General features: G+C 40.1%; 10 protein-coding genes. All 10 read right to left on the bottom strand.

The genetic code is table 11. From position 1 onward, the window contains the following. Positions 1-3: 3 nt before the first annotated feature. A complete protein-coding gene (locus ACT29H_RS16335; protein WP_444822726.1) occupies positions 4-1,368 on the bottom strand; it encodes an oligosaccharide flippase family protein in 1,365 nt (454 codons plus the stop codon). 35 nt (positions 1,369-1,403) lie between these two features. Then, positions 1,404-2,621, bottom strand: a complete 1,218-nt coding sequence (wecC, locus tag ACT29H_RS16340) for a UDP-N-acetyl-D-mannosamine dehydrogenase (RefSeq protein WP_444822727.1) — start codon at positions 2,619-2,621, stop codon at positions 1,404-1,406. A 20-nt stretch (positions 2,622-2,641) separates the two neighbouring features. Continuing rightward, positions 2,642-3,775, bottom strand: coding sequence for a non-hydrolyzing UDP-N-acetylglucosamine 2-epimerase (wecB, locus tag ACT29H_RS16345; protein ID WP_444822728.1), 1,134 nt, complete (start codon positions 3,773-3,775; stop codon positions 2,642-2,644). Between the two features lie 550 nt (positions 3,776-4,325). Next, positions 4,326-5,456: a Wzz/FepE/Etk N-terminal domain-containing protein gene (locus ACT29H_RS16350; protein ID WP_444822729.1), complete on the bottom strand. Its 1,131-nt coding sequence runs from the start codon at positions 5,454-5,456 to the stop codon at positions 4,326-4,328. Between the two features lie 158 nt (positions 5,457-5,614). Next, positions 5,615-8,029, bottom strand: a complete 2,415-nt coding sequence (locus ACT29H_RS16355) for an SLBB domain-containing protein (protein WP_444822730.1) — start codon at positions 8,027-8,029, stop codon at positions 5,615-5,617. 724 nt (positions 8,030-8,753) lie between these two features. Then, positions 8,754-9,371 (bottom strand): lipoprotein signal peptidase, encoded by a 618-nt coding sequence (locus ACT29H_RS16360; protein WP_444822731.1) that lies wholly within the window; start codon positions 9,369-9,371, stop codon positions 8,754-8,756. A 215-nt stretch (positions 9,372-9,586) separates the two neighbouring features. After that, positions 9,587-9,964, bottom strand: coding sequence for a TraR/DksA family transcriptional regulator (locus ACT29H_RS16365; protein ID WP_444822732.1), 378 nt, complete (start codon positions 9,962-9,964; stop codon positions 9,587-9,589). 28 nt (positions 9,965-9,992) lie between these two features. Continuing rightward, positions 9,993-13,448, bottom strand: a complete 3,456-nt coding sequence (ileS, locus tag ACT29H_RS16370) for an isoleucine--tRNA ligase (protein ID WP_444822733.1) — start codon at positions 13,446-13,448, stop codon at positions 9,993-9,995. A gap of 152 nt (positions 13,449-13,600) precedes the next feature. Continuing rightward, on the bottom strand, positions 13,601-14,893 hold the full coding sequence (locus tag ACT29H_RS16375; protein WP_444822734.1) for an NCS2 family permease: 1,293 nt from the start codon (positions 14,891-14,893) through the stop codon (positions 13,601-13,603). A gap of 16 nt (positions 14,894-14,909) precedes the next feature. Then, positions 14,910-15,605 (bottom strand): DUF5020 family protein, encoded by a 696-nt coding sequence (locus tag ACT29H_RS16380; RefSeq protein ID WP_444822735.1) that lies wholly within the window; start codon positions 15,603-15,605, stop codon positions 14,910-14,912. Between the last annotated feature and the right edge of the window lie 865 nt (positions 15,606-16,470).

Genomic DNA, 16,470 nt, shown 5'->3' on the forward strand with positions numbered 1-16,470 from the left:
AAATCACCCAAAATCAAAATTAAACAATTGTAAAAATCTTTTTCTAAAAAGAACAATGGTCATTCCCATAATTAACATTACACAAAACCTTACTCCCACCGATATCCATGTATACATGGGAAGGAACACCCAAGGAAAGAAAGAAATCACAATACCAATTATCTCACTTTTCGGGAAATAACTTAATTTTAGGACTTTCATTGATGTGATCTTATAAATAACGAACAATGAAAATTCTGAAACAATAAAGGCAATTCCAGCGCCCCAAATATCAAACCTTGGAATAAGTATAAAATTTAGGGTTAGATTAATAATCGTACAAGAGCTTGAAGCTATTATTTTTAAATAATTAAAATCAGATCCTGACAAAATTCCACTATAGGGATACATCGAAAACCGAAAAATTAATACAGGGCTTAAAAAAACAAGCAATAAAACAGCATCGGAAAATTCGTCTCCAAAAGTATATTTAATCAACTCATTAGCAGACAAAAACAAAACACATATTAAAATCAATGCTAACACAATATTCGTATATCGTATTCTACTTAAATACTTTATTAAGCTTTTTTTCTGTTGGTTATAAATCATCTGAGTTATTGTCGGATAATACTGTCTAAAAAGTATATCAGGAAACATTGTTACAATAGCCATTACAACCTTTATAGCGACAGAATAAGTCGCAATATTACTAAATGAAACTTCGAATTTTTTTAACAGTATAATAGAGAACTGTCCGAAAAAAATGACTAACGCAGAATGCAACACATAACTCCATGAATCCGCCAAGTATTCTCTCCAAAAAGAAAAATTAATTTTAAATTCTCTAATTGTCATGGATTCTTTCTTTTTAAATGCAACAAGTATAATATGAATAAATTTACTGATAGAAAGTGTTGCATACATAAAAAAAAGACTCTCTATAGCTAATGAATTGAAGAGAAATAATGCAATAAAAAAAGATTTTTCAATTATATTAAAACTTGCTGCAAAAAGAAACTTCTTTTGAAAATAAAAAGCTGAACGAAAAATACTAATTATGGATTCTATCCAAAATGACAACACCAATAAGGATAAAAAATACTCTTTAATACAATAGGTTGATATAAGAATCATCAATGCTATAACACTCTTTATTAACCCTATATTAAATAATGCATTTACCGTTTTCGCTTTGGCCAAAAGCTTAATTTGATAAAATTCCCCTCCAATATCCATAAAAACAAAAAGAAAAGATGCAATTGAAAAAAAATATGAATATTCCCCAAATGCATCCCTCCCAAAGTATCTCCCAAAAAATATGAAAAAGAGAAATAATGACCCTTTTTCAAAAAATTTGGAAAGGAATAATATCGTTGTATTCTTCATTAATTAAAACCAATCACATTCGACGAAAATTAACTTCAATTATGAACTCCACAAAAATCCAATACCAATTTATCTTCTATCTTTTCTAGCTCTTTAAACTCATCATGCGCCACCAAAAAGGCTACAATATCAGCTTTCTGGTAGGCCTCTTTATAATCTGTCAATTTAAAAACTGGATGTTCTTTCAGGTTGGGTTCAACAAGCAGAATATCACCCTCACCGTTGGAACTTTGCAAAACTTTTTGGGCAATATATTTTGCTGGCGACTCTCTTAAATCATCAATATTGGGTTTAAAGGCCAATCCCATCAATGCAATAACAGGTTTTCTACCATTTTTCAATTCAAACTCAAGACGTGCATTCTGTATTTTTTCTGCAACCCAGAATGATTTGTAATTATTAATTTCTCTGGCTTTTCCAATTAATTGTGATTCCAGAGGGTAATCAGAAACGATAAAATAAGGATCTACAGCAATGCAATGTCCCCCTACACCGCACCCGGGTTGAAGGATATTAACCCTCGGGTGTTTATTGGCCAATCGGATTAACTCCCACACGTCAATGTCTGCTTTATCACATATTAAAGACAATTCGTTTGCAAAAGCAATTTGTACATCTCTGCTTGCATTTTCAGTGAGTTTGCACATTTCAGCGGTTCGTGCATTGGTTTCATGAAGTGTTCCTTTAACAAACAAGCTATAGAATTCCACTGCTTTTTCTGTAGACTCTTCATCGATTCCGCCGATCACTCTGTCATTGTTCACTAATTCATACATAACATTTCCCGGGAGTACTCTTTCTGGACAATAAGCGACATGAATTTTCCCCTTTAGTTCAGGACGTTCCATAAATATCAAATCTCTCATCTTTTCGGTAGTGCCAACAGGAGAAGTTGATTCGATGATAAATAAATCTCCCTCTTTGAGATGGGGAATGGTATTTCTGGTCGCCGCTTCCACAAAAGAAATATCAGGTTCATGGTTTCCTTTAAAGGGTGTCGGAACAACCACTAAATAAACATCCGCAGGTTGAACTTTTTCAAAAGCTTTTAGATAACCTTTTCTAACAGCATCAGCAACATAATCCTTAAGTTCGGGTTCAACTATATGTATTTCCCCTTTATTGATAGTTTCGACAATTTTCTTATTAACATCCATTCCATTTACCCGTACACCTGCAGAGGCAACCAGAGCTGAGGTTGGAAGTCCGATATATCCCAGTCCTAAAGTTGTTACAACAATATTCTTCGTCATAAAATTTATTAAAACAATTATTAATTACTATTCTTAAAAAATTCTGCAATTCGACTAGCTGCTTTTCCATCCCCATAGGGATTATGTAAGGCACTCATTTTTTTGTATCTATCTTCATTTCTTAATAAATCAAGTGCTTCAGAGATAATCCTTTTCCTGTCGGTTCCCACTAAAATCACAGTTCCCACTTCTACCGCTTCAGGTCTTTCGGTCGTGTCCCTCATTACTAAAACTGGTTTTCCTAAACTTGGCGCTTCTTCCTGTACTCCACCACTATCGGTAATAATGATTTTTGAGCGATGCATCATCCACACAAAAGCTTCATAAGGTAAAGGATCAATTAACTTAACATTGTCTATATCGCCAAGTATCTCCTTGACAGGTTTCTGTACATTTGGATTAAGGTGAACCGGATAGACAATTTTCCCATTGAATTTTTGGGCAATTTCTTTTAATGCGGCGCAAATATTCAAAAAACCATCTCCAAAATTTTCCCTACGGTGTCCGGTAACCAACACAACCTCCTCATCACCTACTAACTCTTTAAGTTCTACAATTAAAGAATCCGTATAATTATCCTTAACTTTTTCAACGCTTTCCAATAAAGCATCAATAACGGTGTTACCTGTAACCAAAATATTTTTCCCGTCAACACCTTCATTGATTAAATTCTGTTTGGAAGTTTTTGTAGGAGAAAAATGAAAATCCGCTATTCTCCCTGTAATTTGTCGATTGATTTCCTCAGGAAAAGGTGCCAATTTATTATATGTTCTTAATCCGGCCTCAACATGACCTACTTTAGCACCAAAGTAAAAAGCAGCTAATGCCCCCGCCATGGAAGTTGTTGTATCACCATGTACTAAAACAATATCAGGCAAAAAATCCTCCAGTATTGGTTTTAAGCCATTGATGATTTCTCCGGTTAAGGAAAACAGATTTTGATTGGGTTTCATTAAGTCGAGATCATAATCAGGGGTAATATTGAAAAAGTTCAGAACCTGGTCAAGCATCTCTCTGTGCTGTGCCGTCACACAAACCCTAGTTTCAAAATCATTATTTTCCCTCTTTAAGGCTTTAACTACCGGTGCCATTTTTATGGCTTCGGGACGAGTCCCAAAAACAATTAGGATTTTCTTCATTCGTATAAAATTCATTAAAAATTTAAGCAAACTCCCCTCAACCAATCCTTTTCCCCACCTTATCTATGCGCTTTATAAAATCCGCGTCCTTTATATTTTGATTAAAGTAAATTCAAATTAAAGGGTAGCATTAGTTCGTCATAAAAACCTACCTGACAACAGGTATAAAATCCTTTGAGTCCTACTCAATTGCAATAATTCTCTGGTAAATTCAAAAGACCTTCCCAAGCCAATATAAAAGGATCCCAAACGCCGAAATTTCCCACTGCGCAATCTTTTCATTAATGGGTGAGTGCATCTGCAAACAAGAAAGCTGTTCCCTTTCTTTTATAAAACAGACCTACCATTACTCTACAAAACGGTCATCAAGAAAGCACTTAGAAGTAAAAAAGGGAAATTATAATTCCTTTGAATCCTATTTTGGCTATTTGCGCATACACCACGAACTTCAAAAGACAATATAACCAACTGAAAGTACCGAGTTTCTTTTCAGAGGGATCCAAACCTAAATAAATTCTATCACAACAGATCTATCTTGGAATCCATGTCCTATCACTACCAACCTCTACCACGCCTCCTTAAACTTCCTGACCATCATTTGCCCAAAGATGAGGCAGACGCCTAAAAACCCACCGAAGAAGAGGCTAACAATCACAATAAGACTTCTTTTGGGTGCAGATTTTTCAATGGGTACTTTTACCGGTTCAATCACGGAGAATGCGGGAGTATCTTCTTTTACGGCTATTTCGGCCTGTTCCAGTTGCTCTGCCAGGTTTTGATAAACTTGTGATGCTATGTTGTAGGCATCGCTCAGTTCCTGATAACGCATATCTGTTCGTTCTTCCACCACATTTCTGTTTCTGTTTCTGTAGTCGAAGAAGGCCGCCCGGATTTTTTCAAATTCATTTTTTTTCTCTTCATACCGAGCCTGAATAAATTCCAGGTTATTGCGGGCCTGACTGGTTTTATACTCGATAATGTATTTTTGCAGCAACTCCATGGTTTTCTGAGCTACCTGAGCGGTAAGAAGCGGTTCCTCCATCTCTGCGGAAATGGTGGCAAGCCCGGTTTCCTGGTCCACTTCAATGGAGATTCGATCCATCATCTTCTCAAAAAGTTCTTTTTCTTCTTCACTCATTCGTTTAATTTTGGAAGAAGCGTCGCCATTCCCTTCCCAAGCCATTTGCTTTTCTCCCAATAGGGCCTCTTTAATGGTCCATGGTAGCCGAATGGTATATTTCACCAGATAATATCCCAACCCGGGTATCGTATCTTTCAAAAATTTATCATGGATCGAGATCGGCTTCGGTTCATCTTCAAAGTCGTAGGCTTGATGCACCAGATCATTTAGAAAAGGATAGCTTTGAATGACTTTGGGATACAAATCGGGCTGGATCCCGGTGCTGTTACCCATCATAGAGTTGAGATTAATCCCCGCCATGCTGGCCAACCCGCTAAGTCCTCCCAAATCTGACTTTTCCTCGCTTTGTGGTAATATAGTTGTCGACGCACTGTATTTTACCGGACTAAATATGGCAATAAAAAAACCTATAATCAGAACGACACCTACGGTATAGAAAACTGTTTTGCGCCTGTCCCAGATCACATGGGCCAGGGCAATAAGATCAATTTCGTCGTCTTTAATAATAGGTCGTTCACCGGTCAACTCTCTATTATTGCGATTATCTTTTTCCATGGTCGTTATAAACTTTTGACTTTAATAAAGAACAATTTTGCTGTCCTAATACATCTCACTAATCCGAGACAAATAAAGCTGTAGGGCTACGATCTCCAGACTACGACGGGGATACATTTTATTTGCTTCTCAGTATAGCAACGACATTTTATCAAAACTTAATTGACAGCATTAACAATAGTGACAATGGTAAGGGCGAGCGACGCCACACTGCTGCCAATGCTCACCCAAGCGGTAGCCGGTAATGGCTGACGTTCTCTTTTCGCAGGAATGACAACCTCACTACCCGGAAGTACCTTAGGATAATTTTTGAAAAAAAGAATTTTGGTGGTTGCGGCTGCCTTCCCATTGGGATAAATAACATACGCTTTTCCTTTCTTAGCAAAGTCTGAGAAGCCCCCACTCTGATTGACATAGAAACGCAGAGATTTACCGCGAACAAAAGGAGTGCTGTTGGGATTAAGCACCTCACCACCAACCCTAACTGTTTGTAGTTCTCTCGGGATTAATAGTTCATCACCTTCCTTCAGGAATACGTCCTCTTTACTTCCCGGATTCATCAAAGCGTGTTTAAGATCTATGGCCAACACTTCGAACCCTAAATCATCAAATTTCAGAGTGGTATCCTGCTTCATTAATTGTTCACGTAATCGTTTTATCTTAGGATTCATTTCCACTTTTCTGGTAAGCATCGCTCCCTCGGGGAATGCATCCGGTGTCAGCCCTCCGGCCCTCTTAATTATGGTGGAAATTCTTTCCTGACGACTGGAAAGATTAAATTCGCCGGCATAGATCACCTCGCCCATAACCCGTACGGTTCCGGCTTCCACAAATCCCGGAGCTTTTCTGACGTAAACCTTATCAAAGGGCATCAGGACAAATTGTTTATCTTGCTCATCCAGTGCCAGATCACGGGAAATGGAGAACTGAAACAAATGACCGGTTTTAAACTGATATTTGGCTGTTTCTTCATGACTTAAACGCCGGGCAACTTCAATATAGGAACTGGATGCCGACTCCAGGAAACCACCGGAAAGAGCAATAAGATCTGCCAGAGTCATCCCTTCTCTGTATTCGTATGCGCCGGGAACCGCCACTTCTCCTCTGATGTTAATCAGCCTGGCTTGTCGTAATTCATCGATAGAATAAATGGTAACAATATCTTCCCTCTGCAATTCGGTATCAAAGGTTCCGGAAAGTAATTCTTTAACGTCAAATGAGATGTTTTGTAGCTGGAAATTTTCGTCAAGGCGCAATATTTGTCCCCGTTCCAGAAATGCATCCTCCCGTATTCCGTCGGCTTGTTTCAAAAGCTCAGAAAGCATCAGTCCTTCGCCTATCTCATAATTTCCGGGTCGCATAACAGCGCCTTCTATCATCACACGGTTTTCAATTCTTTGTGTCATGACACCCACAAAGATACTATCCCCGTTTTGCACGGTTTCACTCTCAAATGCATTCGCTAAAATACTCTTAAAAAGCATCCTGCGCGATTCGTTCCGGAATATCTCCACCCGATTGTGATAAGCTTTATCGGAAAAACCACCGGCATACTTGATCATGTCTGAAACAGTTTCGCCTTCCTTGGCTTCAAAAATTCCTGTACGTTTAAATTCGCCACCTATTCTTACCCTATTAATATATGAGGGCACCATAATAACATCATCGTCTCGCAAAGAAATATTTTCGGTAGCGTCACCATTGATAAGATAGTTATAGACATCGAGTGTTTTAATAATTTTCCCGTCACGAATCACCTTCACAGCCCGAAATGACCCATTCAAATTGGGTCCCCCGGCCAGGTAAAGAGCATTAAAGGCGGTGGCCGATCCGGGAAGCGTGTAACTCCCCGGCACAAAAACATCCCCAACCACATGTACTTTAATTGGCTTGATTTGCCCCAGATAAATATTGGCAAATGTTTTGGGTTGATCTCCTGCCAAATCGCTATAAATGAGCACCAGCTTATCAAAAATCTTTTGGCGGGCCTTTGAAAGGGTAAGACCCTCTATTTGAACTCCCCCGACACCGGGAATATTAATATTTCCGGAATTATCAACCATGAGTTGGTAACTCTGTTCCGAGCCGCCCCATATATCAATGGAAATACCATCTCCGGCGCCAATGATATAGGAATCAGAAACAGGCAAATTAACACTGGGTTCAAAGGTCAATTTTTCAGAATTGAAAAATTGAAATCCAAAAAGTCGCTGTTCCTCTTCATCGGCAATAATTAACTCCTTTTGAGACAATACATTCATAAAGTCTGCAGTACCTTCTGTAATCTGTGTCGAGTCATTGCCGGCACTGGACGAAGCCCCAAGTTTCAATTGTTCAAAGCGCTGACGAAGCTCATTAATTTGCTGAGTAGTAAATCCTTGCGCCTGAGCCAATGTCATGGCCTGCTGCTCAGAAAGGCCGCGATTCATTATTTCATTATAAATCTGTTGTACCTGGCTATCCGACAACTCAGATATTTTTACCTCCCTTGGATTAATATTTTGCTGAGAATAGACCTCCATTAAAGGTCCCGAAATCAATACCAGCAAAAGCAAAATGAATATTTTCCGCATACTAATTAATGATATAAATGCATTACTGTTAACATTAAGGCACACTACCGTCTCCTGACTCCCATTGAAATTGTCATCCCAATATGCCAATGCATAAAAAAACGCGCGGAGTCAGAAAGAAATAAAACCTATATATAAACGCTTTTCTATGCAAAAAATTACCAAAAATAGAAAAGCTTCATTTTTCGCCGCACAAATTTATTAAAATAGATGGTGGTAGCACTGTAAAACGCCAAAAAATTCCCCCAACTTAAATCATTAATTTTAAGTATTGCCGGAAATGAAACCTCCTCACAATAAATTACATAAACATTAACAAATATAACCTGCAGTAAACATAAGCGGCGTCCCGTAAAACAATAATTATACAAAGAAACATTGGGGATTAATCGCAACGACCTATGGAACCACCCAGTCTCAATCCTTTAGGCACCTAAAAAAAATGATTTGTCGGCAAAAAAATTTAAATCAATGAGATAAATATTCAACATTCTATCCGGCAACTATGGCAAGATTGCTCACCCATAAAACCCAAAAGAAAAAAACAGCAATAGACAACTAACGCAAGGTCACACCAGCATATCTTCACCAATTACCTTCAAAAGGAAACCATGAAGCATAAGAGAGAGACAGAACCATGTCCATTTTCGGAATTACTGAAATGAGATGCCCCTATAGGCATATTGGGCCGGAGAGATCCGACAAACAAGAATTACGAGCAAGATCAATCAATGGCTTTTTCCTCTTTGAAATACTGCTTTTGGAAAACAAAGATTGAAATGATCCCCAGCGTTATGGATGAGTCTGCAATATTAAAAACCGGCCTGAAAAATATGAATTCCTGACCACCCAATACCGGAAACCATTCCGGATAATGTCCGGTAATAAGAGGAAAATAGAACATATCCACCACCCTGCCATGAAGAAACGGCGCATACCCGCCACCATCCGGGAATAAGGCAGCAATCTGAGAGTAGCTGTGACTAAATATCATTCCGTAAAACATACTGTCAATGATGTTACCCAGCGCACCGGCCAGCACCATGCTAACACTTATAATCAATCCCTTTGGGGCTCCTTTGCAGGAAAGTTTATACAAATACCATCCGATACCGGTGACAGCCACAATACGAAAAACACTTAAAAAGATTTTTCCCCAGTCGCCTCCCAGTTCCATACCAAAGGCCATTCCGTTGTTCTCAACAAAATGAATATAGAACCAGTTGCCTATCACAGAAAACTCTTCCCCCAACATCATATTGGTTTTCACCCATATTTTAAGCGACTGATCAATAATTAAAATAGCAATAATGATGAATATCGGTGTTTTTAGCTTTCCCATTCCACTGGCATTAAAAAGTTAGATATTTAGATGTTAGATTGTCAGAAATAAGATATTAGAAAATAAATTCGGGCAGGTAATCATCCTCTCCGGATGACAACATTGCCCGGCCCATCTGATTCAGAAAATATTCCGGGAAGACACACCGATCCTCCCGGGTAAAAATTTTTACGTTTTTATCTGTTATGTCACCCGAGATGTAAAGCACAAGTTCCCTATTTCTGGGCTTTTTTAGCTTCGATACTCAGAGTGGCATGCGGAACGGCCCGAAGCCGCTCTTTGGCAATCAGCTTTCCGGTTTCGCGACAAATACCATAAGTCTTGTTCTCGATTCGAACCAGAGCGGCCTGAAGGTGCTGAATGAATTTTTGCTGGCGTTGTGCCAGTTTCCCGGCTTCCTCCTTCGAAAGCACAGAGGCTCCCTCTTCCAACACTTTAAAGGTGGGAGAGGTATCCTGAGTGTCATTTCCATCTCCCATGGTTATTGTATTTCTAAGCAATTCGTAATCACGTTTTGCTTTATCGAGCTTGGCAAGAATCAGTTCCTTAAATTCCTGCAGCTCTTCATCTGAGTAACGGGTTTTTTCTGCCATAATGACAAAATTTATAATTAATACAAGGTTAAACCTTACTAATTTCAAGCAATGTATTCAATTTATCGTCAATTTCCACCGAATGAGCATTGCTGCTTTTACAGGCATCAACCAGATTAATCTCAAGGGCCAATGTTTGGGTCGAGATATAGGTTTTATGATTGTTTACAGCTGAATCAATTTCCCCATTTTTGCGGATATTAATTCTGATTTTATCGGTCACCTCAAAACCACTCTCTTTACGAAGGTTCTGAATACGATTGATCAATTCACGAGCAATACCTTCTTCCTTCAATTGCGGCGTCACTGTCACATCCAGAGCGACGGTAATCTTTCCCTCATTGGCTACCAGCATGCCCGGAATATCTTCGCTGATAATATCAGCATCTTCCCGTTGCAGTTCCACTTTCTGACTGTCCACCTCCAACTCAAATCGACCATCCGCCTCAAACCGCGCGATCTCTTCCTGAGTCATCTCTCCGAAAGCTTTACTGATGCCCTTCATCATTTTACCGTATCGGGGACCTAAGGTTTTAAAATTGGGTTTAATTTTTTTCACCAGGACACCTGTCACGTCTTTAAGGTATTCAATTTCTTTAATATTCACCTCGGTCATGATCAAATCTTTAACGGCATCAATCTGTTTTTCGAAATGATCATCAAAGACCGGAACCATAATCTTCTGTAGTGGCTGACGCACCTTTATATTCACTTTGCGACGCAGAGCCAGAACCATGGATGAGATCTGCTGAGCATAACTCATCCGCTCTTCCAGGGAACGATCAATGCAACTTTCGTCCGCAACAGGGAATTGTGACAGATGAACCGACACCACCTTATGCCGTCCCGACATTTTGTTCAAATCGCCAAAGAGTCGGTCCATATAAAAGGGAGCGATGGGAGCAGCGAGCATGGCCACCGTTTCCAGTGCTTCGTACAATGTCTGATAAGCAGCCAGTTTATCGCGATCAAATGCGCCTCCCCAAAAACGTTTCCGGTTCAGTCGCACATACCAATTACTGAGATTTTCCGTCACAAACTCCTGAATGGCTCGCCCTGCACGCGTAGGCTCAAAGTTGTTAAGTGCATCATTCACCTCTTTTTTCAGCGAATTCAGCAATGAAATGATCCAACGATCAATCTCCGGACGCTCGGCAACCGGCACTTCTTCTTCAGTTCCCGTGAAACCATCTATATTGGCATAGAGGGAAAAGAATGAGTAGGTATTATAAAGGGTTCCGAAGAATTTGCGCTTCACTTCATCAATACCCGCCACATCAAACTTAAGATTGTCCCATGGCTGAGCATTGGTAATCATATACCACCGCAAAGGATCGGAACCAAACTGTTCAATCACCTGGAAAGGATCAACGGCATTGCCCAGTCGTTTAGACATCTTATTGCCGTTCTTATCAAGAACCAATCCGTTTGAAATAATATTTTTAAATGCTACGCTATCGAACAGCATAGTCGCCAAGGCATGCAAGGTAAAGAACCATCCCCGGGTCTGATCGACCCCTTCGGCGATAAAGTCGGCAGGAAAAGGAATGCCATTATTCTTATCCCCATTATTTTCGCCTGCGCCACTCTCGAAAGGATAATGCATCTGCGCATAAGGCATGGCGCCGGAGTCAAACCACACATCAATCAGGTCGGTTTCGCGGTACATTGGTTTTCCCTCATCCGAAACCAAAATAACATCATCCACATAAGGTCTGTGAAGATCTATTTTACTGTAATTTTCTTCGCTAAAATCACCGGGCCGGAAGCCTTCGAAGGGATTTTTGTCCATCAGACCTGCTTTGACCGATCGATCGATTTCGCTGACCAACTCTTCTACCGAACCAATACACTTTTCTTCTTTACCGTCTTCTGTTCGCCAAATAGGTAAAGGCGTTCCCCAGAACCGCGACCGGCTAAGGTTCCAGTCAACCAGGTTTTCGAGCCATTTACCAAAACGTCCGGTTCCGGTAGCCTGAGGTTTCCAGTTGATGGTATTGTTTAATTCGATCATACGATCCCGCACTGCGGTGGTCCGTATAAACCAACTGTCGAGCGGATAATAGAGCACAGGTTTATCGGTACGCCAGCAATGAGGATAGCTGTGTACGTACTTTTCAACTTTAAAGGCTTTATTTTCCTTCTTAAGCATGACCGACAGATCCACATCGAGCGAGGGATCTTCTTCTGTCAGCTCATCATCGTAGGCATTTTTGACGTATCGTCCGGAATATTCACTGTATGAATCCAAATCAACATTTGTTTTAACAAACTGAGGATCCAGATCTTTTATCAGGAAAAATTTACCGGTACGGTCCACCATCGGTTGCATCTTTCCGTCCTTATCTTTCAGCAATAAAGGAGCAATACCCGATTCTTTAGCCACTCTGTTATCGTCTGCCCCAAAGGTTGGAGCAATATGCACAATGCCGGTACCATCTTCCGTGGTAACAAAATCGCCGGCAATGACGCGGAAAGCATCACCGTCGGGTTTAACCCAAGGTACCAATTGCTCATAACGCAGACCGACCAATTGAGCCCCGTCAAACTCGTCCAACACCTTAAAAGGGATCTTCTTATCACCCGGTTGATAGTCTTCAATGGCCAATTCGGCATTTTTCATATCAAACCAAGAAGCCAATAAATCTTTTGCCAACACCACGACCATTGGCTTTCCGGTATATTGATTAAAGGTCCGAACCTTCACATATCGAATGGAAGGGCCAACAGCCAGGGCCGTATTGGACGGAAGGGTCCACGGAGTTGTGGTCCATGCCAGGAAAAACACCTCGGCATCACTGTTTTGAAAAAGAAAGGCAGAATCCTCGTTTTCCACCACCTTAAACTGCCCGGTACAAGTAGTATCTTTCACATCCCGGTAACATCCCGGCTGGTTCAATTCATGCGTTGAGAGGCCTGTTCCGGCAGCAGGGGAAAAGGGTTGTATGGTATAGCCTTTATAAAGCAACCCTTTCTTATAGAGCTCCTTAAGCATCCACCACAGCGTCTCAATATATTTGGTATCATAGGTAATATATGGATGCTCCATATCGACCCAATACCCCATTTTGTGGGTAAGATCTTCCCACATATCGGTATATTTCATTACGTCTTTCCGACAAGCGGCATTGTATTCTGCCACGGAAATCGATTTCCCGATATCTTCTTTAGTAATCCCCAAGGCTTTTTCCACGCCTAACTCTACCGGAAGACCATGCGTATCCCATCCTGCTTTCCGGTTGACAAAATATCCTTTCTGGGTTTTATACCGACAAATAATATCCTTAATGGTACGGGCCATGACATGGTGAATACCAGGCATCCCGTTGGCCGAGGGAGGTCCTTCATAAAAAATAAACGACGGACAGCCTTCACGGCTGGTAAGACTTTCTTCAAATGTGTTATTTTCTTCCCACTCTTTAAGGACCTCTTTATTGACGTTTGCGAGGTCCAATCCTTTGTACTCAGGAAATTTATTGTTCATCTATGTATTATTTTACCTCCATTTTTAAAAGGATACAAATATATCGTTTGACTGAAACAAAAGCAAATAGAAATGAGGGAAACCAAAAACGCCGGATAGAAGAACGAATCTTCCATCCGGCGTGATGTCAGAAAAACTATCCTATATCTTATTTAAAAGAAAAATTTCAGAATAAAAAGTATCGCTAAAAGATACATAACCCATGACACCTCTTTGGTTCTTCCCGACAATAATTTCAATGCCACATACGACAACATTCCGAAAACAATTCCTTCAGCAATGCTATAGGCCAATGGCATCATAATAATAGTCAGAAATACAGGGATAGACTCGGTGTAATCGTCAAAATTGATTTTAAGAATTGGCGACATCATGAATGAACCGACCATAATAAGCGCCGGAGCAGTAGCAGCTGCTGGGACCATTAAAAATAATGGCGACAAGAACAAGGCCAGCAAAAACATCCCGGCAGTGGTAAGAGCAGTTAGGCCGGTGCGACCTCCTTCGGCAACCCCGGAAGCACTCTCTACATAAGTAGTAACGGTAGAAGTTCCCAACATAGCTCCGACGGTGGTACCAACGGCATCGGCAAACAGCGCTTGTTTGGCCCGTGGCAGAGTTCCGTCTTCTCGGATCATGTCCGCTTTGGAAGCCACACCAATCAATGTTCCCACCGTATCAAACATATCTACAAAGAGGAAGGTGAACAAAACAATCACCATATCCACCGTAAATATGCTGGAAAAATCAAATTTAAAAGCGATAGGTTCAACAGATGGAGGAAGTGTCAGCCATGAACCTTCGGGCAAGTGAGTAACACCTAAGGGAATTCCGGCAATGGTGGCGGCAAAGATCCCGATCAACAGTGCGCCACGCACTTTCAACGCCAGCAAAACGCCTATCACAACCAATCCAAATAAGGTAATCCATACCGTATGAGAACTCATATCCCCCAATGTCACCAAAGTGGCATCGCTGTTCGCTATCAATCCGGTATTTTGCATACCAATAAAGGCAATAAACAAACCGATCCCTGCCGAAATAGCATGTTTCAGATTCATGGGGATGGCATTAACAATTACTTCACGGATATTAAATGCTGTAAGAAGTAAAAATATAATCCCTTCTATCAGTACGGCCGTCAAAGCAAATTGCCAGCTGTAGCCCATGCCCAACACAACGGTGAAGGCAAAGAAAGCATTCAGCCCCATACCCGGCGCCAACGCAAATGGTAACCGCGCCCACAGAGCCATGACGAGTGTACCAACAATGGCAGAAAGCGTGGTAGCTGAGAAAACAGCACTTTTATCCATCCCGGTAGCAGATAAGATATCAGGATTCACAGCCAAGATATAGGCCATGGTCATAAACGTTGTGATACCCGCAATCACCTCGGTACGGACACTGGTATTATTCCCTTTGAGATTAAAAAACTTTTCTAACATGATAGTATCATTTTAATTAAAATGTCCATTTAACCGCCAGAGTTGGATTAACTTGAAAACCATCTTCAACAAAATTACTACTCAACTCGATTTCTCCACCAAAAGAAAAATTCTCATTAACATTATACCAAAGTTGGGGCTCACTTAAAAATACAAATTCTTTATCCCCAAAATAAGTATCTTGTCTCCAAAAATCAGCGAATCCAAGGAATGACAATTTCCCGCTCATTAGTTGCAGCCCCCATACAGCTGTAAGCTGGAAACCAAGAAGATTATCGGTTGTAAAATCATCATTTATTTTACCATCTTTAATTCGCTTTAAATTGGCTTGTATAGTCAATATTTTTGAAAAATCAGCACTATTAAATGTATATTGACCTCCAATTAACCATGCATTATTTATAGGCCCAAAATAAGCACCCCCATTATTAAATTCTATGCGAGGTTCAAATTTTTGATTTTCACTCCACTTAAAACTACGTGCTATTTCCCAGTACCCTAAAGAAATACCGTTCTCTACATTTCTGGAATCAGAGCTGTAATCAAAATCAACAAAAAAGAAGGTGCTACCATATTTGTCGGGTTTAAACATCTCCAAGGTAGTAGTCACCATTTTTCGTTCATCTCCAAAGTCGTAATGAACCTGAAGATTCTGAGCAAAAGTGCTAAGGGTAAAAAGGCTAAAAGCAAGAATGGTAAAAACTTTTTTCATTTTTTTGAAGGTTTAAAATTTAAAGCGCCAAAAGTAGAGAAAATTATTCAATTTTATATCCCTTTTTTTGCAGATTATAATTATATATACCAGAAGGTTTTCAAAACTATCAGAAGCAAACAAAAGTTTTATATTTATCCTAACAGCAAGTCTCTACTATCAATCCACTTTTTCTTCCTTCCGCCTTCCAAAAAAACCGGAGGCTCAATTATAGGCCCGAAGACGATTAGACCGGCCATAAAGTTCAATAAGATTGAGGTGCTAATTTACTTATGTGCTAAGAATGAAATATAAGAAAGCGGAAGTCAGAAATAATTATTGATATAAATAGATATAAGTTGAAATAGATAGAAATAATATAGATATAAATAGCCTGGTGGCCTATCAACCTATCGGCCTATCAACCTAATAGCCTATTGGCCTATCAACCTATCCTGCTCCCTCCCTCACCCCCGGCCCCCTGAAGGGGCTGTGCCGGCGCACAGAAGACAGAAGAAAGAGGCCAGAGGTATGAATCAACCTGAGGCTATAAGTGAAAATAAAGGGAAATATGGTAGATATAAGTTGAATTACCCCCAAAGGTCTAAAACAAATTTACATTTCAACAAACCCCTTTACATCACCTTTGAGCGGCACTTCTCTTCTTATCGTAGCAGGCCGGCTTTAGTCACAAAAGCAGTCCGGCTTTTTTCTCTGTGGCCGTCCAGCTTTTTCAAGTGGAGCAACATGGCTTTAATAACCTGAACAGCATTGCTTCATAAGGTGTTAAAATGGTTAGAGACAGTATTCATTAACCAGGAAGAGATCCTTGAATATAATATTGACATTTTGTGATGTAAGATCATTAGATTTCATCCCACACCCA

Origin of the sequence: Thermophagus sp. OGC60D27, from assembly GCF_052400625.1 — a bacterium.
GTDB lineage: Bacteria > Bacteroidota > Bacteroidia > Bacteroidales > Marinilabiliaceae > Thermophagus.